The 19,680-nt window shown below is 55.3% G+C and carries 23 protein-coding genes; 2 read left to right on the forward strand and 21 right to left on the reverse strand.

The window, feature by feature from the left end; all coding sequences use genetic code 11:
- Window positions 1–30: 30 nt before the first annotated feature.
- The 6 genes from ACP7D4_RS20915 to ACP7D4_RS20940 all read right to left on the reverse strand — a co-directional run bounded on the left by ACP7D4_RS20915 (window position 31) and on the right by ACP7D4_RS20940 (window position 3,693).
- A protein-coding gene (locus tag ACP7D4_RS20915; RefSeq protein ID WP_426211099.1) for an IS3 family transposase occupies window positions 31–1,601 on the reverse strand; the annotation gives its coding sequence in 2 pieces (ribosomal slippage) (window positions 31–1,145 and window positions 1,145–1,601; 1,572 coding nt in all).
- A 240-nt stretch (window positions 1,602–1,841) separates the two neighbouring features.
- Entirely contained in the window at window positions 1,842–2,300 is a 459-nt protein-coding gene (locus ACP7D4_RS20920) for a helix-turn-helix domain-containing protein (protein ID WP_426211100.1), read from the reverse strand.
- A 16-nt stretch (window positions 2,301–2,316) separates the two neighbouring features.
- Window positions 2,317–2,505: a hypothetical protein gene (locus tag ACP7D4_RS20925; protein ID WP_426211101.1), complete on the reverse strand. Its 189-nt coding sequence runs from the start codon at window positions 2,503–2,505 to the stop codon at window positions 2,317–2,319.
- Between the two features lie 29 nt (window positions 2,506–2,534).
- On the reverse strand, window positions 2,535–3,191 hold the full coding sequence (locus ACP7D4_RS20930) for a YkgJ family cysteine cluster protein (protein ID WP_426211103.1): 657 nt from the start codon (window positions 3,189–3,191) through the stop codon (window positions 2,535–2,537).
- A gap of 15 nt (window positions 3,192–3,206) precedes the next feature.
- Window positions 3,207–3,416, reverse strand: a complete 210-nt coding sequence (locus ACP7D4_RS20935; protein ID WP_426211105.1) for a hypothetical protein — start codon at window positions 3,414–3,416, stop codon at window positions 3,207–3,209.
- Between the two features lie 7 nt (window positions 3,417–3,423).
- Window positions 3,424–3,693, reverse strand: a complete 270-nt coding sequence (locus tag ACP7D4_RS20940; RefSeq protein WP_426211106.1) for a hypothetical protein — start codon at window positions 3,691–3,693, stop codon at window positions 3,424–3,426.
- Window positions 3,694–3,767: 74 nt separating this feature from the next.
- On the opposite strand from ACP7D4_RS20940, the gene ACP7D4_RS20945 reads away from it, so the two are divergent.
- A protein-coding gene (locus ACP7D4_RS20945) for an IS3 family transposase (RefSeq protein WP_426211108.1) occupies window positions 3,768–4,948 on the forward strand; the annotation gives its coding sequence in 2 pieces (ribosomal slippage) (window positions 3,768–4,020 and window positions 4,020–4,948; 1,182 coding nt in all).
- Window positions 4,949–4,996: 48 nt separating this feature from the next.
- Here ACP7D4_RS20945 and ACP7D4_RS20950 read toward each other — a convergent pair.
- The 9 genes from ACP7D4_RS20950 to ACP7D4_RS20990 all read right to left on the reverse strand — a co-directional run bounded on the left by ACP7D4_RS20950 (window position 4,997) and on the right by ACP7D4_RS20990 (window position 10,121).
- Entirely contained in the window at window positions 4,997–5,404 is a 408-nt protein-coding gene (locus ACP7D4_RS20950; protein WP_426211109.1) for a hypothetical protein, read from the reverse strand.
- Window positions 5,405–5,468: 64 nt separating this feature from the next.
- Window positions 5,469–5,894, reverse strand: a complete 426-nt coding sequence (locus tag ACP7D4_RS20955; protein ID WP_426211110.1) for a hypothetical protein — start codon at window positions 5,892–5,894, stop codon at window positions 5,469–5,471.
- A 12-nt stretch (window positions 5,895–5,906) separates the two neighbouring features.
- Complete coding sequence (locus ACP7D4_RS20960) at window positions 5,907–6,194, reverse strand: hypothetical protein (RefSeq protein WP_426211111.1); 288 nt, start codon at window positions 6,192–6,194, stop codon at window positions 5,907–5,909.
- Between the two features lie 47 nt (window positions 6,195–6,241).
- Window positions 6,242–6,928 carry a helix-turn-helix domain-containing protein gene (locus ACP7D4_RS20965; RefSeq protein WP_426211113.1) on the reverse strand — a complete coding sequence of 229 codons (687 nt, stop codon included), beginning with the start codon at window positions 6,926–6,928 and terminating at the stop codon, window positions 6,242–6,244.
- Between the two features lie 397 nt (window positions 6,929–7,325).
- On the reverse strand, window positions 7,326–7,553 hold the full coding sequence (locus tag ACP7D4_RS20970) for a hypothetical protein (protein ID WP_426211115.1): 228 nt from the start codon (window positions 7,551–7,553) through the stop codon (window positions 7,326–7,328).
- 25 nt (window positions 7,554–7,578) lie between these two features.
- On the reverse strand, window positions 7,579–7,761 hold the full coding sequence (locus ACP7D4_RS20975) for a hypothetical protein (RefSeq protein ID WP_426211117.1): 183 nt from the start codon (window positions 7,759–7,761) through the stop codon (window positions 7,579–7,581).
- 239 nt (window positions 7,762–8,000) lie between these two features.
- A complete protein-coding gene (locus ACP7D4_RS20980; protein WP_426211119.1) occupies window positions 8,001–9,173 on the reverse strand; it encodes a hypothetical protein in 1,173 nt (390 codons plus the stop codon).
- Between the two features lie 544 nt (window positions 9,174–9,717).
- A complete protein-coding gene (locus tag ACP7D4_RS20985; RefSeq protein ID WP_426211121.1) occupies window positions 9,718–9,885 on the reverse strand; it encodes a contractile injection system protein, VgrG/Pvc8 family in 168 nt (55 codons plus the stop codon).
- Entirely contained in the window at window positions 9,882–10,121 is a 240-nt protein-coding gene (locus ACP7D4_RS20990) for a hypothetical protein (protein WP_426211123.1), read from the reverse strand. Before ACP7D4_RS20990 ends, ACP7D4_RS20985 begins: the two co-directional genes overlap by 4 nt.
- Window positions 10,122–10,305: 184 nt before the next feature.
- Here ACP7D4_RS20990 and ACP7D4_RS20995 point away from each other — a divergent pair, with 184 nt between their 5' ends.
- On the forward strand, window positions 10,306–11,490 hold the full coding sequence (locus tag ACP7D4_RS20995) for a tyrosine-type recombinase/integrase (RefSeq protein WP_426211124.1): 1,185 nt from the start codon (window positions 10,306–10,308) through the stop codon (window positions 11,488–11,490).
- Between the two features lie 146 nt (window positions 11,491–11,636).
- On the opposite strand, the gene ACP7D4_RS21000 is transcribed toward ACP7D4_RS20995, so the two are convergent.
- The 6 genes from ACP7D4_RS21000 to ACP7D4_RS21025 form a co-directional block, all read right to left on the reverse strand.
- A complete protein-coding gene (locus ACP7D4_RS21000; protein ID WP_426211126.1) occupies window positions 11,637–13,163 on the reverse strand; it encodes a hypothetical protein in 1,527 nt (508 codons plus the stop codon).
- Window positions 13,160–14,155 (reverse strand): ATP-binding protein, encoded by a 996-nt coding sequence (locus tag ACP7D4_RS21005; protein WP_426211127.1) that lies wholly within the window; start codon window positions 14,153–14,155, stop codon window positions 13,160–13,162. The genes ACP7D4_RS21000 and ACP7D4_RS21005 overlap by 4 nt, the downstream gene beginning before the upstream one ends.
- Before the next feature lie 9 nt (window positions 14,156–14,164).
- Complete coding sequence (locus ACP7D4_RS21010; RefSeq protein WP_426211128.1) at window positions 14,165–16,135, reverse strand: hypothetical protein; 1,971 nt, start codon at window positions 16,133–16,135, stop codon at window positions 14,165–14,167.
- Between the two features lie 20 nt (window positions 16,136–16,155).
- Window positions 16,156–16,794: a hypothetical protein gene (locus tag ACP7D4_RS21015; protein ID WP_426211130.1), complete on the reverse strand. Its 639-nt coding sequence runs from the start codon at window positions 16,792–16,794 to the stop codon at window positions 16,156–16,158.
- 784 nt (window positions 16,795–17,578) lie between these two features.
- Window positions 17,579–18,889: an ATP-binding protein gene (locus ACP7D4_RS21020; RefSeq protein WP_426211131.1), complete on the reverse strand. Its 1,311-nt coding sequence runs from the start codon at window positions 18,887–18,889 to the stop codon at window positions 17,579–17,581.
- A complete protein-coding gene (locus ACP7D4_RS21025) occupies window positions 18,886–19,626 on the reverse strand; it encodes a response regulator (RefSeq protein ID WP_426105985.1) in 741 nt (246 codons plus the stop codon). The genes ACP7D4_RS21020 and ACP7D4_RS21025 overlap by 4 nt, the downstream gene beginning before the upstream one ends.
- Window positions 19,627–19,680: the final 54 nt, after the last annotated feature.

Raw genomic sequence — 19,680 nt, forward strand, 5'->3', positions numbered from 1 at the left:
TGCAAGCTAGTTGTCGCCTAAATACGGTTTCTATGCTGCTTTTTTGAGTTCTAGATTTTTCTCCTTTTGGGTGACGGTCTCCGCGACCTTTTTTTCCGGATTGAGGTGCACGGTCGTAACTGGCGCCCAGCTTCGCGTGTCGCTACTCCAGCGCTCCGGATGCTCGGCCTTGGCCGCTTCATACACCTCTGCGCGTTTGCGCAGCAGCTCGCCGTCCAGGCCCGCGTGCCGCTGTGCAGGCGTAACGAATTGGATGGCACTGTGACGGTGCTCCTCGTTGTACCAGCGCACGAACGTGCCGACCCACTGCCTCGCGGCCATGAGGCTTTCAAATGAGCCCTGCGGGTAGGCTGGGCGGTACTTGAGCGTTTTAAAGAGGCTTTCGCTGAAGGGGTTGTCATTGCTGCACGCGGGCCGACTGAACGACGGGACCACGCCGAGCTTTTGCAGCGTTGCAAGCATGGTGGCGCCCTTCATCGGACTGCCGTTATCTGAGTGCAGCACTACTTGCTTTGGCGCGATGTTTTCGCGCATGCAAATATCGCGCATCACCTCGCTGGCCAGTTCGCTGCTTTCCGATTCGTAGACCTGCCAGCCGACTATCTTGCGGCTGTAGATATCCATGAAGAGGTACAAATAGAAATAGATGCCCATGACCGTCGTCGGCAGATAGGTGATGTCCCAGCTAAACAGCTGGCCCGGTGCCGTTGCCACCAGCGCACGGGGCTTGTGGCGCGGTTTCGCAGGCTTTTCGGCCCCACGGTGCTTGAGCTGGTTTGCCGCTTTCAGCAAGCGATAGAAGGTCGACTCCGAAGCGATGTACTCGCCCTGGTCAACCAGTCGTGGCACGATCTGGCTTGGCGGGAGGTGGCCGAATTCTGGCGAGTTGGCGATCTCCAACACGCGCAGGCGTTCCAGGTCGCTCAGCTGGTTCTTGGGCGTCTGCACCCGCGCCGGCCGTCGATCACAAGCCCCCTCGGCTTTGTCGTTCTGCCAGCGCTGCAAGGTCCGCTCGCTCAGCACAATCACCTCGCAGGCCCGCCACTGGCGCGCGCCAGCAACGACCGCCTCGGCCACCAAAGCCATCACCTGGTCGCGCTGCGGGAGGTCGGTCATCATTCCTCGTCCTCCCACAGCGCGCGGAACTTTTTTTGCAGGATCAGCAACGCGGCCGCCTCCGCCAACGCGCCATTTTTGCGCACAATCTCGCGCTCGAGCTTTGCAACCTTGTCCTTCAAAGTGCGCATTTCCCGCACGCCCGTTGCGGGCTCTCTTACCTCTCCGCAGAAGGCCGCCTCCCAGCTGGTCAGGTGATGGGGGAAGATGCCGTGCTCGCGGCACCATGCCTGCAAAGCCTCGTCGGAAAAACCATGGGTTGCCCGCAATGCGGCAAACTGCTCCGCGGCAGTCCAGTCCTGGGGGCGCTTCTCGCGCGCCGTCGGCGCGTCCTTATTGGTCACAACTTTATTCTTCATCCAATATTTTAACGTGTGATGATTCACATTCAGGTCTTCGGCGACCGATTTGACCGACCGCTGGCCTCGTGAATACACTTTGACCAGGGCTTGTTCGATGAATGCTTCGGGATATTTTGATGACATTGGTGCCTCTGTAGATTAAAAATCAAAGGCGATAACTAGTTCCGTCGCCGACCCGTGGGCCAAGCATCGGAGTCCGTCCTGCTCGAACAAAAAATCAAAAACCTGACGTCTTGAGGGAACGGGTTCCGCTGCGCTTCACCCGTAACACCAGTCCCCGCTCCCGGAAACGATGTTAGAAATAAAGTACAAAAACGAACCCCAAAACCCCACCACAATGATCAAGATCAGGTCATAGTTTGTTCAAAAACACACCCGACAAGTAGTCTGACACAGGGGGCCCAAGACGGATGCCAGACCATAAAGGCGACTGAACCGCGGCGAGCCGGCGCCAGACTCCCATTTCTGCACACCTTGGGGGCTTATGTTCATTCGAACGCCTAGCTCAGTCTGGGTCAACCCGGCCGCCTCGCGCGCCGCCTTCACTCGCCTGCCGAATTGCCGATCAACTTCAGGCACGGCGGATACGTGAACGTCAGTGCTCTCGGCCTCGATCCCCAATCCTTCATTGAGCCACTCGAATGACACACCGCAGGCGCGGGCCAGCTGCTTGACCGTTTCGGATTCCGGTCCCTTGCTTCCCACGCGGTTCAAAATTCGGTTGATCGTCGGCTGCTTCACGCCAGAAGCGCGTTCGAGCTCCATCTGCGATTGGAAGCCTGCCTCCTTCATGGCCTTTCTGAGTCGTTCGCTAATGCTCACTTCAATTTTCCTCGAATCAGATCGACCATTTTTCGCGCAGGTGCTTGGACAGAGGCTCCATGCGCTTGCGCTCATCGAACGCGGCCGGGCCAGGTTCAATCAGCATTCCGGCAGCGCGGGAAGCGCCCAGCGTGGCATCGAAGTTTTCCATCTTGCGCATCAGGTCGAGCAGCTTGCGGACGTCGGGTTGCAGTTCGTTCAACATGAATTTGCCTGGCGTAGTTCATGCGTACATCAACAGGCGCTGATAGGGAAGAACGCTCGAATGTCACCAATCATGTCGCGGCCACTTAAGCTACTATAGGCTTGCTCCAATGGGCCCGCACTAAGCAATGGAATGCCGGTGGATCGAGCGTCCTTAGCCTTGCTCAATTCCCAATTTTCAAAGCGGCACAACAAAGGGTCAACGTCCAAGTTAACTAGGTTACGGCAAGCAAAAGGACGATGTTCATAAATAGTACAGACATTATTGCTGAGAAACGTACAGGGCGTCTCGGAGCCGAATGTGTCAATTTCTGGCAAGACATAACTGGGCCTTAGCTGAACCGGCTTGCGGCTGATCTTGTGTCCGATTGCTTCGGCTTCAGTCTGCGACATCATCACCCGTTGAGTGCAACAAGCTGAACAGCCTGCCCCGCAAGCCGCGAATGTACTCGAAATGTCCCGTACATCAGAAAGTATTTCGTTGATCTTCACGAACTTGCCACGTCTAGAACCAGTGTCCGTTAAAGACTGCTTGAGCCTGGCCTCGACTATTGGTTTGAGTGGAGCAAAAGCCTGTTCAATTTTCTGCATGACAAGTGGAACTCGAACGGCTAGCAAAGCTTTTCGGTCGTCTATTTTACCGGCGATCGCATCGCTTACTGTCACCGTGTCTATAGCATTCAACATTATTTTTTCCTTGAATTAGTTGGCGCTGCTGCTTGGCAGGCGCTCCAACACCACGCCGCCGTCCCACTCCAGGTGAACAGCAGCCCCGCACACGCTGCATTGCGCTGACTCGCCTTCATGGCCGTCGCCAGCCTGGTGCGTTTCACCGTGGTGGACGCATTCAGGGCACTTGTACACGTAAAGCACCTGGATTTCTTCCGTGCCTTCAATGATTTTGGTAGACATGATTTTCCTATCCAAAATAGATCATGGCCGCCCCGACAATTGACGACCAGAAGAGCAACATCAATACGTTCTTCCAACGGAATGATTGAGCCGGAATCCCTCGGGGTGGTAGGGATTGAAGATCTCTCAGTCCCTTCTTCAATTCACGGATTTGAAATTCGTACTGCTCCTTGAATTCCTGATAGTGCGGTAGGTCTACTGGCAACTTGTCAATTTCTTGCTGTGTCTCTGCAATTCGCGCATTAGTTTGCTGCAGTAATTGCTGGTTGATTTCCATGATTTTCTGAGCTTCCCCTGAAATTTAGTCTTCCACAGGTGACGTAAAATAACGTTACTTTGGAAGAAACTGAAATGAAGAAAATACCAAAACCGGCATTCACAATCGAGTTCAGGGAGCTTGCCGTTAAGCGAGTCATGGACGGAGAGAATAACTCGACGGTCGCCAAGGAGCTCGGCTTGAGCGACCAGACGCTGCGCAACTGGGTCAAGGCGGCGGCAGCTGGCAAGCTCATTGGTGCCGGCAGCAAAGTGGTCACCCCGGAAGCGATGGAGCTGTCCCGGCTACGAGTCGAAGTCGCTCGCCTGAAGCGGGAGAACGAAATCATAAAAAAAGCAGCGGCGTACTTTGCGAGAGATGTTCTGTGAAGTACGCCTGGATTGATGCGCACGGAAAGGCATTTGCGCTCAACGAGATGTGCGCTGTTCTTGATGTCAGCATCAGCGGCTACCGGGCGTGGAAGACTGGCGGCACGCCTGACCGCAAGCGCCTGACGGATGCGCAGATGCTGGCGGTGATACGGTCCATTCATGCCGAACTCAAGGGTGCTTACGGGAGCCCGCGCATGGTGCGCGAACTGCGGCTGCGCGGTTTCACTGCAGGCAAGGAGCGCGTCGAAAGACTCATGCGCGAGAACGGTATCCGTGCCCGCCACAAGCGGCGCTACAAGGTCACCACGGACTCGAAACACGGCCTGCCGGTGGCGGAGAACCTGCTCGCCAGGGATTTCACACCGGCCGCGCCCAACAAAGTCTGGACCTCCGATATTACGTATCTGTGGACTGACGAGGGCTGGCTCTACTTGGCCATTGTGCTCGACCTGTTCAACCGCGAGGTGATCGGCTGGTCGCTTAAGCCGCGCATGACGAGTGACATCGTGACGGACGCGCTGACGATGGCATGGTTCCGCCGCCGACCAGCACCAGGCGTCATGCACCACTCGGATCGTGGCAGCCAGTACGCCAGCCACGCGTTTCAGGACAAACTCAAGGAATTCGGTATGACCTGCTCGATGAGCAGGAAAGGAAACTGCTGGGACAACGCACCGACAGAGAGCTGGTTCAACAGCTTCAAGAATGAGCGCTACCATGGCCTGCGTTACGCTACCCATGCCGATATGAAGGCCGCAAGCTTCGACTACATCGAAGTCTTTTATAATCGAAAGCGCCAGCATTCAACTCTCGGCTACCGGTCACCAATCCAGTATTTGGAACGCTGGGGACGTGAGCAAAATCAGGAAAAGCAGGCTGCATGAAATCCACCTGATGGAAGACGAAATATCGAGGGAACCTCAGAACTATTCCTATCGATCTTGCAGAGTCGACTTATCAATGCCAAATTGGCGAAATAGCCAAACCCAAATTGCTCCGAGAATACCAATGAACGTCAAGGCAATCGCCGCAGTACTCGCCTTTGTGAAAATGCGAAAAACAGGCGCTTCGCTCTCCCATTGGCTGAATGGTAAATATTGCCATTCTTTCTGGTCTGGACACCTCTTGACGACATCGATTTCAGCGACAACAGCACCGATCCCATCCTTGCGCGGATCTACTGGCTCTGGGCAAGATTCGATAGCATAGCGTGTGACAACCAGTTCTTTGTTCCTGTATCCATCGAAAGGAAAGTGGAGAAAAAGAACAATCATCATGCCTGTTGCGGTCGCGAAAATTCCTGCTCGTTGCGTCAAACTAATACGGTTTAATTTCAACATTCTTCTATCTTTCCCTCACGCTGGCGTCCGGGCATGTAGCGGGCGCCGAAGCCAATTTTCCTTCCTATTTTGCTTCGGCATGCGCCCACTCGGCGAAGATCTTGATACCGCACTTCCCGTTCATCCTGCCGGCGCGGTTCATCACGGTAAATCCGCTCGTGCTCCACGCTACAACTTTGCCGCCAGGCAGATCTTTCTGGATAGCGTCCGACTCGAAGCACGCAGCATCCTTTTTTACGCTGCACCACTTTTCCATACGCACACGGTTCACATAAGCTTCGCCACCGACCGAAAACTTACACAGCATCACGTTTTCGCCGCCCTTAATTTTCTTTTCTTCGATGCCGCAGCTAACGTCCCGTGTCAATGATCGTTCCACGGTAGATAATGATTTATAGAGGTTATCTGTAGCATTTTTGAACGGATCGTCTCCGTTCTTACAAGCAGACAGAGTGATTAATAAAGAGATAGCAAGCAAGATGTGCTTCACCGGTATTCCCCTCTATTCTGCGATGCAGAGGTCGTAGACAGTTTGTCGAACAACCGTCGGACTCATATTCGGAGCGACGTACACGCCATCAACAAACTCTCGAATTCCTGAGGCCTTAGGGCCAAGCTCTTTCAGAAGCTTTTTCAAGACATGTTCCTTGGGTGTACCCTTGTCGCGCTCTACTGCTATTGCAGCAACGAGATCTGCCCGGAAATCACAGGTTTTCTTCGGCAGAGCAAAAGCCAAATTAGCGACACCCATGCTCGCGATAAGACTAGTAGTAATTAAGAAGGATTTCACGGTGTGTCCTATAAACGGTTTATACGGTTTGTGACCGTGATTTTCCTCTACAGTTTGATACCCAGCACTACCCCAAGTGCATCGAGCCGCTCATCCGGCAATCCGGCTAAATGTTTCGCAATTCGGTCTACCCTACCAGCCGGAACCGGCTCATCATTTAGTGACGTCACGCTTCCTGCTCCCGTCATCAGCCACCGCGCGCTTACATGCAATGCATCGGCAAGCTTGAATACGTTTTCACCAGCGACGCTGTTGTGCCCCAGCTCGTACTGCGATATCGCTCCCTTGGTGAGGCCGCATAAATTAGCCAGGTACTCTTGGGTGAACCCGGCAGCCTTCCGTGCTTCGCTAAACCGATCGGCAAATGTCGTCACTTCGATTTTCCCAGAGTGCACTGCTTCATTCGAGCCCTCTGCCTGCTGGACACTTTGCCCCCTGCCCGGCGCGTCGATATCAAAATCATTGCTCAGCAAATCGATCAGATCGACACCAAAAAGTTTTGCCAGCTGGGGCGCAAAGGTGGAGTTCTTCGCGTTGCGCTTTTCCATTTGCGAGATAGTTTGAGGGTCTGTGCCGACTGCCTTAGCAACAGCATCGAAAGTTAATCCGCGCCGCTTGCGCAGGCGCTGTACATTTTGGCCTATTCCCATTGCCGCTCTTTTTCCGATCAGTCTTGCAAAGCATAGTAAAGGTGCCACCACCACCCAGTTCTGGTCTGTGTTTTCGCGATGCACACCATATCTGGTGGCATGCCTACTTGCGAGGCTGTGCACATACCCAGCGATAGTGCGTATCGCTGGTTTTCGACACGAACCAACGAAGCCGCGAGGACGATAGTGATGAGAAGCAGGGCACCGATGGCAAAATTTTTAAGCAACTGATTTTCCTTTAACGTAGCGCCGGCCCTGGCACACTCGAGAAAGCGATGTCTGCAACACTCGCGACGGTGACTATGATCGTGACAATGGCCATCCATTTGACTACTCGCTGGGTGTCGGGTTTTGCCATCAGCTCGACCATTCTTGTGATGATGTACGCACCAACCATCATGCTTATTGCAGGGATCATTCGTTTCCTTGTTGTGGCGGCACCGGCCGGATCGGGGCACCAGGTGGCGCCGGATATTCCGGTTTATCTAATGTTGAGGTATTCAACTGCCAATGCTTCAGCTGCTTCCTGCGTCTCAGCCAACGGGATCGACTCAACGATCTTGGCATCGAACGTAGCTGGCGTAGATACCATGAGCTTAGTCAGCTCATCATCCGAGATCGGCGTGCCATCCGGCCAATTAGTATAGGAGGTGTCGCTAAGCCTGTGGATTACGATGCCGTGTTTTTCACAGAGAATTTTGTTATTCATGACTTTTCCGTTGAACTGGTGAGTCTTACCACTTCGGTTGCAAGCGCTCCAACCTACACCGCTTGCAGCGTTCGGTTACTTCGTCGAGGCTGCTAGTTGGAGTGATACGAATGCTTTCCCAATCGGGACCATTCAAAGCGCAAGCCAGCTTGTTGAGTGGCTTAACAGCGAGGCAATCTTTTTTTTCGAAATGGATGTCTTTGGTCATCGTATTTTCCTTGAATTAAACTAACGGGTGCTGTCCGAAGATGAGGTTTGAATCGCTTCGGCAAACAAGGTCAGGGAAAACGGCTTGAACAAATACGCACCGCCCTCCAGGCGCCTATTGCAATGCTCATCGGCGAGCGCACAGACATCGCTCTCACTTAAGGCTAGTGGGAATTTTATGAAGTTCACGGGCGAGCCCCGCTATCGCGCTTCTGGTTTTGCCCTCCAATGCCGGGAGCACTATCGGACTAGGCCAATGTATCCGGCATAGCCACTGCAAGTACACGTCGTGCCTTCCGGCTCCGAGCGAACCATAGGACAAATTCCCACCCCAGGAATGTTACAGACCAGCCCTCGCTCGTATCTGTGCGGTGTCCCGTTAAAAATTTGCCCTGGGAGAGCGCCAGGACAATAGCATGAACTGGAAGTGAAGTTTGACGGAGGAAGGCCGCAAGCCCATGGAACGGGTCCACCAAGCCATGGTGAAGCATAAACGGTACACGCATTAGCTTGATGACGTTTTTTATAGATGGCTTTGAACCCTGCAATTATCAGTTGGCTTTCGTCGAAAAGCGCTACAGCATTTTTTGATAGACCATTTGTCTTAATGCGCTCGCCGTCAAATAGCCACAGCCAGTCTTCAGTGAACTGCCCGGCAGTCGCTCCAAACAATTTGGATGCAGCCGTTCCGACAACCTTGATAGTTCCGTCTTTAGTTAGCGATTGATCGGAAAAGATCGCACGCCGACGATCTATTTCTAACGATACATCACTGCTCCCACCATCATCAGAAGCAGGGTTTCTCAGGTAATAAGGCACGTTGCCTGGCTCCAGTTTGCTTTCCGACTCCTCCCGTAGACGTTGCTCATGCAGTCTTTTGAAGTAGTCGAAGAGTTTTTCCTTTCCAGGCCCGAGGTCCGAATAGTGGCTAATTTCTGAAGTGGGAGACAACTCACTAGGTTCCAAAATCGAATAAACCGTAAACAACCTCGAAATGACTTTCGGCCCCATCCATGCCACACTTTTCGACGCCCAGCCGGGCCCAGTAAAGTAAGACTTTAAAATATCAACGAAAGCGATAGTGGCTTTCTCTGCGGCTACGCTTTTGGTTTCGCCTGCAATAAACAAAGTCGTAGGGCGCCAAGCTTCGTTAACAAAACCATATGTCGCGAAGACAAAACTAACTGCGGAAGGGGATGATGTAGCATTTTCGGGTTTGGCTCCTGGAGGCTTCCCGCCAGACTCTGCATCGATACCACGACCGATGTTTTTCGGGCCAACAACTGGCTTATCCGGTGGTCCAGGTCTGGTGAACGGGTCGCGCAAATTATCATATTTCCCTTGAGCAAAACTAAAATTTGTACAGGTAACCATAAGCAAAAACAAGCTTCTGGAAAATATTTTGTTATACATGGCTTCCTATCCAATTTAGTATCGTACTCTTGCGCCGAGTTACGGAGTTGCTCGAATTTTCACCCACCCCAGTGTACCAAAATATAACTCGGTGCTCTACTGCGGACGACGACCAATAGCCGACAATTCGGGCAATTTCAAGCCTGATTCCTTGAGGCAACACATTATCTAGTTAACTTGGTGCTAGCTCGTAAGCCATTGATAACCGCAATAGATTTAAATTGTATTCAGAGTCAACGATTCAGAGAGTACGCCAAAATCCTCCTGCGAGCAAGGCGCTGAGGCAGTCCTCGGAAAAGCCTGTTCGAAGTGTTTCCACCACAGCTTGGGCCAGGGAACAAGTGAAAGACGCGATTACTCAAATTGAGTAACTACCCCCAAGCTGCGAATTAAGTCGCGACTTGTTGCTGTAAAAGCGATGCGACGTGAGGAGGCGTGCGCGCGACCCGACGCATGCTTTCCCGCCGCAGAGGACGGTTGAGGCCAAATCCCGGGAGGAACAATACTCAATTTGAGTAATCTTGCGGCCAGTATGGACTGAAAATTAGTCGTAGTTATCCTGCCAAACGCGCCTGTTGCGCACCTGACTCAAGCGCCACATCCATGGCGACAGGCGCAGGCGATAGCGCGCCAGGCCGCCTTCGCTGCCCAGCATCGCCACTTCGCTGATGTCGGCGGCAAAGCTGGTGCGGGTGCCGTCGGCCAGGCTCACTTCCAGGCTGGCTGGCCCAGCAAGGGCGCCAGCGCAACATGGGAATTGGTGGAGACGACAATCACATCGCGCCCGCCGATGTCTTGCACTGAGTCGTCGGCGGCGAATGCTTCCACCAGCAGCTCGTCCGATCCGATAGCGCCGCGCTCATCACCCAAGCGCAGGGCGTATAGCCTGGTGCCGCTGGCAAACTGGGCAAGCGCCGTAGCAATTCTTTCGGTCAGGGGAGCACTCATATTGCCCATTCGTGAACTTATCCGGATGCGTAGGTTTTCCGAGGTGGGGTGGAGCGCCAAGGAAAAGCCGGCAGCGGCGTTATGTTCGTTTCTGCGAAAATCACGAGCCGTGACATTATCGCTATAATGTTCACTTACATACATGCGACACCTCGTCACCTACCCGTATGTCAGGAATATACCTATGGCGCACCCGGTCGACAGCTTTCCTAATCTGGTGCCGCTGGAGCGGCTCATGGTGTCAAGCCCGTTAGATGGATCGCTGGGGACCAATCGGTCGATGGGAAGCCGACAAATTTCGGCCAACAACGACGTGGATGCCATTAAGGCTTGGCTAGCGCGCTTCATGGACAAGCAAACTACGTTCGACAACTACCGCAAGGAGGCCGAACGCCTGCTGCTATGGTCGACCATCCAGATGACGAAGCCCCTGTCCTCGCTCACGCACGAAGACTGGCTGGTATACAACGCATTCCTGCTGAACCCGCAGCCTCGGGAGCGCTGGGTGGCGAGCGAGGGACGCAAGTTTCCCCGTCCTCATCCCCAGTGGAAGCCGTTTGCGGGACCTTTGTCTGCGGCTAGCCAGCGGCAGGCTGGCGTAATCCTCAATTCCATGTTCTCCTGGCTGGTCAACGCAGGCTACCTGGCAGGCAATCCACTGTCGCTGTCGCGCGAGCGTAAACGGCGCGCCGCGCCGCGCATCACCCGCTACCTGGACGAAGCAATCTGGCCTGAGGTGAAGGCCACCGTCGACGCGCTGCCGCGTGAGACCAACAGAGAGCGGGAGCATTATTTCAGGCTGCGTTGGCTCATTTCGCTGTTCTACATTTGCGGCTTGCGCATTTCGGAAATTTCCGGCACAACGATGGGAGCTTTCTTTGCACGGCGTGATCGATCGGGCGAGGAGCGCTGGTGGCTAGAGGTAACCGGAAAAGGCGACAAGATTAGAATCGTCCCCGCCACCGCGGAACTTATGGTGGAACTGGCTCGCTACCGTCGAGAACTCGGGATGGCGCCCGATCCGGTCCAGGGCGAACCCACTCCCCTCCTTCTCCCGATCGGCGGCAAAATGCGCGCATTGAGCCGGGGTGGGATCCACGAGATCGTAAAAGGCGTCTTTGCTGCTACTGGCAAGCGGCTCCGGATACGCGGTCCCGCGTACGCCGGCGACGCGCTTCGGGTAGAGCGCGCGTCAGCGCACTGGCTGCGCCACACGGCCGGATCACACATGGCGAACAACGCTGTCGACCTGCGCCATGTGCGGGACAATCTGGGCCATGAATCGATCAGCACCACGAATACGTACCTTCATTCCTCGGATGATGCCCGGCACCTTGAAACCGAAGAAAAACACAAAATTGGATGGTGAGTGGCCGAGTGCCTCTGCAGGCAACAGTCCCAGCACCTGGCACCTGGCAACGTAGCAGCCAGAAGGACATCTTGCGCATTTGTCCTCGCTTCGGTCTTACCGGTGGATTTGATACGGGAACGCGCGTTGCAGGAAATGCGCTGGAGTCACCGGCAAATCGTGCTCAGGGCCGCCAGATGATTGAGACGGTGAAGCTTTCCATCGCCATCCTGCGGCTTGAGGAAAAAGGAAGGCATTGGACAGCGGACGTATACCGCCGTTGGGTGATTCAACGTATCGGCCCCAGCTACTGCCCAATAGGTATCGTAGCGCACAACTGGCGCATGCCTAACCCAACGCTGCTTCCCGCTGGCTTGATGTTTTTGTCCATCCACCAGCTTCTCACGGAAGCTTTCTATACATGCCGCGGCAAAGATATGGTCCAGCACCCAAAGCCTTGTGTTTTCCGACCAGTAATCGGGGCATGGCGATGGTCGCGCCGAAATCCAGCCGACGATACCATGCAGTTCGCCTTCCTGTTTTCCATAGAGATAGCGCGGAGTACCGCATCCTTCCCACATCATTCGCCAACGAATGAACGCATCCGCTACCGGGCAAAAACTGGAAGTGACCTCTCCTGCTACATTCCACCAAAGATGGCGACACGCGGACACAATGCAGCTACGGTGCTTACGTAGCTCGCGGCGCCAAAGTTGGCGCCTTATTGATCGGTAAATTTGACTGATTGAAAATAGATCGACCGGTACGCGCGGCTTGAGCAAGGGACTCGGTTCGCAAGGCCAGGACAATGACCGCCCATATTCTTCCTCATCGTCCTCCGACAGAATGCGGCGCGAGGTGCCGTGCACAGTATGTTCAATTCGCTCTATCGTCAAGGGCGCCTGTCTCTGTGGCCTGGGATGGCCCTGCATCTCCATCACCTGTGTCATGAAGCCAACGTACCGCGACAGATATCCCTGTTCGTCGGGCTTCGAAAAGATCAGGTCTCCTCGTCCGATCTGCCGTTGCAGTTTAAGAGATGTGCGCCGCGGCAGCGCTGCATCTTCCCGCTGAAAATGCTTCGCTAATTGCTCGATGAACCTCTTTTCGGAAAGACGAGGGATGAATGTGGCAGTGCGCTTTGCGCGGATCGCCGGCGCCATGTCGACTTTGCAGCTCGGACAGCAGAACGGCCGCGCGAATGTGGCAGCCGTTAACCGGTAGGGTATATGTGCCTGGCATTCAGGGCAGTTGGCGAATATAGGAGATTGATGAATCGGACAGTAAGCGGTCGCTGCTATCTGGAACAGGGACAAGTGGAAGCCCTGCTGCATGCAATGCGGGCACCATCGCAAGTACTCGCTCGAGTGAAGGCTACTCGTCGGTAATAGATCCAGCAAAAAGGCGGCCCGTAAGTGATCGGGCGAAATACGAAGCGTGCTCTCAAGCGCGCTGCGATCGAACACTGACGAATCCCGAAGGTCCACGTTGGGGCGTCCGCAAATCACTGAGCGCTTGCCGCAATCGTAGCTAACAAAGACCTTTGCGATTTCCTTTGCCGTGACCTGATTCAATAGGGCGAATTTCATCAGTAACGCGAAAGACGAGTCGAAACCGCTCGACCAGTCGTCGCGCCAGCACCACTGCAGTTCGATGCGCTCGCCTGGATCAAGGATAATCCGCGCAGGTATCATGCAGCCATATCCGAATCAGTATCGACATCGACCATCCCGTCATGAAGGGCCTGCTGTCCCGCAACGTACGAGCAGTCTGCGACAGCGGCGTCCCACATTGCCGCAGAAAATTCAAAATCGACGCCGTCATGCGCGCTGTTTTCCTCCAATGCGATTTCCACTGCATGCGCAAAAAACTGCATGGGTATTTCCATGTCAAAGCCGAATCCGGCTGCATTGTGGGCGGTTAAAAAAGCATCCCATAGAGCACCGGCCTGATGCTCAAGCCTCATCCCGTTGTCGACGGCATGCGGGTAATAAAATCGCATATATGTCCAATCCGTACCTTCGGGGTAGCATGCATAATCATAACCAGCAAGACATGTGGCCATGTCCTCAGGAGAGCGGATGCCATCAAAACGCATTTCATTGAGCATAAATCTCAGAACGATTTGAGTCTCGCCGGCCTGGATGAAAGAACTCTTCCGGTGAAGTAGCTGCGGCTGGCCTACGAGCATGGTGATCATCCGAATGCCCTTGAATTCCAGCTCGTTATGAATGTCGTGGAGCCAGTTGTACTCAAGCGATTCAAGGCGCTGGGCCTCGTCGGCAAAGAAGACGACCCAATTGTGCTCGGATCGATCCACCAGCTCCACGATCCGCTCGGTCAATCTGGCTCGCTTTTTTACCACCGAGCCAGGCGCGGTGCCACGATGGCCAGCGGCGGCCAGTAGGTTGGAGAAAAAGCCATCTTCCGAGGATGACTTCTTCTTCAGACACCGAAAGCTAATACAAACCACATCCGGGTATTCGGCGCGCAATTCGTTAATGACGTAGCGGATGCCATATGTCTTTCCAAAACGTGGCAGCGCGTAAATGATGGCGCCTGGAGTACGGAGTCTGACAATCTTCTTGACTCGTGAGACAAGCCCGTCAATCGATGGAGTCGGAACGATGTACGTCTTCTTGGCGATCGGATGCTCATTCATGCTGACTGGCCGCACATATTGCATTACTCTCTCCTAGAACTTGACGACTCTGCGAATTTGCAGGACTTTGGCCTTGACAGGTTCGCGCGTGCGCGACGGAGTTTCCTCTTGAGGTTGCCGGTTGGATGACTTAACTTCGCTCGAGGCCGCCACCGGGGTCTGCGCTGCGCTCGCTGGCTTGAATACGGAGAGTTGTCCTGCCTTGTGGGCCTTGGCCAGGTCGTTTGCCGCCTTCTTCGACGTTTTCACCTGCGACCACTTGTATTTCGCCCACAATTCGATCGGATTGTCTCCGTCACGCAGAGTGATTTTTCGTTCCGCCAGCAGCTTGAAGATTTCTTGTCTTACCCGCAGTGAATGTGGCGTGAAACACCAAGGTCGCGCAGCTGTAAGAATGCCGAGCTCGGAGCCATCTTCAAAATAGGCCTTCACCATGCGGACATCTCGCACGTCATAATAAATTCTGAGCTTTTTCCCGATCAACGCTGCATTGTCGCCGAGTATATCGCTCGAATATTTAACGTTGCTGAAATTGATGTGGGGACGCACACCTGATTTCGTCGAGCCCTTGACGGTGACGACGCGCGCCTCTTGCAAAAGGCACAGAGAAGACCGGAGTTGGCGCGGCAACGCTCGCAAGTAACCTTGACGCGCGACGGAAAGTGCCATTGCTTCCAACGGCGTTCGGTCGCCTACACCACCGTGGGCAGTGCCGTTGTAGTTGGCTATGACCACTTCGATCAATTCTTCAAGCTCGTCATACTCAACCAATAGTCTGATATCGCCGCCCGTGTCGCAAAGCGCTTTCTCGATCGAGTCGGGCGAACTGCCCAAACTGCCAGGCAGTTTGTGCGCGAAGTGCTTGGATATGAGGTGAAAAAAACGCTCGATGAATGGCCGCACGTTCGGTTCTCCCGCCGGGCCGTTATCCGTCCAGCAGCCCACGATTTCGCCGAGCCTCCTCAGGGTATCGCCGGCGTGATGTGCCTTGGCGCCATCGATCGCAAACCAGTCCCAGCACGCGTATGCGGTCCTTGGCACTGCTGAGGACGGAAAACCGCCGCCAGGCTGGATGGCGAGCAGAGGTATCTTGTACTCCCGTGCTCGGAATGGCGTCAGCGCAGACTGCAAGGCGAGTGCAATATCATCCTTGTTGTATTCCTTGCTTAGCGTAAGGGCGTAGCCGATAATCGCACGAGTATGAACATCGAGGAGCACCAGTATCCATATCCGGTTGATCTCAAGCAGGCGTTCGAATCCATGAGGATCGATCATCTTCACCGTGAGCCGGAGGTCGATTTTGTGTCCATCGAACTCGACTACTTCGAACGCGCGCGTCGCTGCCGGCGCTCGTTGTACGTCGCTGATTGCGCCGTTCGTCTTCAGTCCTCCAGCGCGGGCAACGGCCGACGGAAAGGACTTATCGGCCATCTTTTTGAAAAATCCTTGTATTGCACGAAATGCCAGGCGGGACTCGGAAAACGGATAGTGGGTTGCATCGATTCCCTCCTCTCGGCACACTCGCAAGAACTGCTGATGTATATCCACCATCGATTTTTTAAAGACTGCGGCGCCTTTGATTTTCTTATCCCTCTTCCGCGCATGCTTCATTAAAAGCTGCCCGAGTTTCGGGTATTGCAACAGAAGCTGTTCGAACGCGCCGGCAGCTCCGCCCCTCCCTTCTCGCGCCGCACGTACGGGTGCGGTGCGCGTATAGGTCTTGAATCGGGCATGGGGGATCGCTCCGCGAAAGCCGTAAATTTGTCCATCGGTATGCTTAGTCCAGCAACGTTTGAGGATCCGGTAGAGAGTCGCTCGCTGGATGCCCGTTACCGCCGTGATGGACGACAGCGGCATCGTAGTTTCATCCAGGAAGAGGCGTATCGCTTCGCACCTGCTTTTGAAATCGTCGCGGACATCGTCGCTCAATGCCGTATGGTCTACCGTAGGCCAGCTCTCGAACTGCCGCAGCGCGTCCGGGACATCACCACGGCTGAAGTTCATGCTTCCAAATATTAGATCTTTCATAGCGCCTCGATCACTGTTGACGGAGAAATGCGCTCATCCCCGAGGCTTCGGCAATGCGCTTGTCCGAGATGAATAAGCAAGAACGCCGCGACTCTCACCAAGATTGGGTCACGTTCAAAAAATTCGGTTTCTAGTCCACCCAGTTCAGTTGGTGTAGTTATTGCCTTTCGCACCGCATCAAGGAATTTCTTGTCGACGAGACGGCCAAATGCCGACAAGTCGCGAATTATCCATCCCCAGTTGTCAAGCAGATTCTTATTTACCGTGAGGTCATCAGGATTGATGAGCTTGACCGTGTGTTGGCGGGAAGTGCACCAGCTTGAAAGCTCAGGAGTTAGATTAGGCGCGTCCTCCTCGTCCACCTCCGATGACCGGAGAAGAATCCAAAACTGGTCCGCATCCTTCGTCTTCACCCAGAAGTCGACTACGCGCTTTGGTGTCGCCTTGGGAACGACCATCGGCCGCTCGCAATAGGAAATGACGGATGGATCGGATTCAAGGAACGTCCACGCGTCTAATGCATCCCTGCCGAACAGCGTGACAGAGCGCCGAAGCTTCGGAGCAAAGACGTCGTAACGGTGGCTACCATAGGGCCGCGTGTGGTCAGCGGCTTTTTCGAACATCTGTGCTGGCATATTGACTCCTTGTCAATTCGATGCAATATCTCACATTGATGTGGTGAATTCCACAATAATTTGCTCAGTGTCGAAGAAATCCGACAGAACCGGACGAGAAGTTGAGCCGGCGCGCAAGGCGTCGAAGGTACGGGAACAACGAGAGTGCATTACGGTTGACTGCGGTGTTGTCATAGGGAGGAGCCGCGCGTCTTCGGTGAGTATCAAATTTAGTTCGCGCCGTCGGCGGGTCTCAAATTTAGTTCGCGACAGCGCGAGGTAAAGCTGGACGGGTCAGAGTGAAGAATCGTTATTTCTCAACGACTTAGTGATGCGAGGGTGTGGTCAAATTTACTTCGCTGGATGACGTCCGGTGAATGGCGACAGTAAGCCGACACAAGGATCCCCCTTCTAACGACACAATTTTTGGTTCATATGATATTCGCGTAAATCCGCCCCATTATCGTGGCGCCGTTCTCGCCGCTTCAATGGAACCTCGCAGGTCGAGGTTTGCGATAGCAGATATTTGTTGACGCGCGTTGGTCGTGGCAACACTGTCGCGTTACCGGGATCCCCCGGCGATTCAGACTTTGGAGTCTTCCCATGAATCCTACATGGACCTATAAAGACGGCCAATTTTCGGCAACCTCGGTAGATGGAATTAAGTTGGTGACTCGGCCTGTCGACCTACCCTTCGCAGGTGTGGCCGACCTCTCATGTGCATGAGTTCGATGCCGGCGAGCACGCAAGCAGCCGAGCGGCATGATGTGAAGTTGAGCATTGCCTTGGCAGTGCGGTTCCTTGTCTATGTGGGAAACGTCAGCGTTGCCTCGAGCCCGCCACTATCGCGATTGACCAGGGTCAGCGTCCCGTCCAGCGCCAGACTCAGCTGCTGCGCGATGGCTAAACCTAACCCGGTGCCACCGGTACCTCTGTTGCGTGAACTCTCGATCCGGTAGAACGGCTGGAACACCTGCTCGATTAATTCGGGTGCGATGCCCGGGCCGCGGTCGCGCACGTGAAGGGCCAACAAGCCATCTTTGGCAGTGCCAACGTCAATCTCCACAGGTCCGGCGAACTTCAGTGCGTTGTCAGTCAAATTCATCACAATGCGCCGCAGCGTGTGCGGGCGGGTGGTGGCCACCTGCGCCAGGTCGCCGCCCAGTTGTACGCTGTGGCCGGCATCGACGTAGTCACACACCAGGGTGTCGAGCAAGGCGCCAATATCGACCAGGCACGGCGCTTCGGTAATCCGGTCGGCGCTGCGCGCGTAGGCGATGCCTTCTTCGACCAGCACCTGCATGGCATTGAGGTCAGATTCCATCTTGGCGCGCAGCGCCGGGTTGGCCATCAGGTCGGCGCGCAGGCGCATGCGGGTGATCGGCGTTTGCAGATCATGCGAAATGGCGGCCAAAATGCGCACCCGCTCGGCCAGGTGCTCCTTGATGCGGCGCCCCATGGCGTTAAACGCGGCCGCAGCCCTGGCTACCTCCAGCGGACCATCCTCGGCAATTGGCTCACATTGCATTGACGTGCCTAGTTCTTCGGCAGCTTCGGCCAGCCGCTGCAGCGGCGCGGTGGCCTGGCGCACGGCAATCCAAGTCAGCACCGCCACCGCCAGCGCCTGCAGCAGGAAGATCACGCCGCCCCACCAATGCACCTGCTGTTCGGTTGCGTGCAGCGCGACCGTGAGCAGGGCGCCGTCGGTAAGCGTCAGGTGCAGGTGCAGCGCCTGGTCCGAATCGGGGGAAGCGCTGGCGCCTACCGCGTAGCGGCCGTTCAATTCTTGCGCAATCACCCCGGTGAAGGCGCGCGCCCGCTCAGACGTCACCTTGTCTGCGCGCGGCGCACGCGTTCCCGCCGGCGCCAGATGAAAGCTGTACGCCTTGCGCTGCATCCGGTTCAACCATGCGCTACGCGCCTGCCAGTCTGACGACTCAAGCGCGGGAACCAGCAGCGAGAGGTCTTTGGCCAGGTAGTAGCTGCGCTCCGTAGTATGATCGCCGACTATCTGGAAGTGACCGGCGCCCGCGGTAATCAGGTGCGTGGCCAGCAATGTCAGGCACCAGGCCAGCGCCAGGCGCAAAAACAGCGTGCGTGGCATCAAAGCGGTCATGGCGCGCACACCTCGCACCCCACGTCCGCCGCAAAGATGTAGCCCCCACTGCGCATGGTTTTGATCAGGCGCGGCTCGCGCGGATCGTCGCGCAGGCGCTTGCGTAGCCTGCTCACCAGGATATCGATTGAGCGGTCGAACACGTCCGCTTCCCGGCCTTGCGTCAGGCCCAGCAGCTGGTCGCGCGTGAGTACGCGCCCAGGATGCTCAAGAAAGACCCGCAGCAGCCGGTATTCGGCGCCGCTCAGGGCCACCATGATGCCTTGCTCGTCGAGCAGGTGGCGCGCGTGGGTGTCGAGCCGCCATGCGTTAAAACGCAGCACTTGTGCGCTGTCGCGCAGCAAGACAGTGGCCGGCACCATGCGCGCGCGGCGCAGCACGGCGCGAATGCGTGCCAGCAGTTCACGCGATGCGAACGGTTTGGTCAGGTAGTCGTCGGCCCCCATCTCAAGGCCGAGGATGCGGTCTGCCTCTTCATTTTTTGCCGTCAGCATCAGGATCGGGACCGGTGCTGCAGCGTCGGCGTGCAGGCTGCGGCACAGTGCCAGGCCATCTTCGCCGGGCAGCATCAGGTCGAGCACGATCATGTCGACCGCAGTCGCGGCCAGCACGGCGCGCATCTGGCGGCCACTGGCCGCCGTGCTGACCCGAAAGCCGTGCCTTTCCAGATACTGACCCAGCAAATCGCGAATTTCCTCATCGTCGTCGACGATCAGTATGTGATCCATTTTTTCCATAGTCGCTTTATAGCGTATTTCCTATCGGTCAATCCGGATTATTTGTTTCTCGAT

It is taken from the genome of Massilia sp. TWP1-3-3 (assembly GCF_049897805.1).
Taxonomy (GTDB): domain Bacteria; phylum Pseudomonadota; class Gammaproteobacteria; order Burkholderiales; family Burkholderiaceae_D; genus Telluria_A.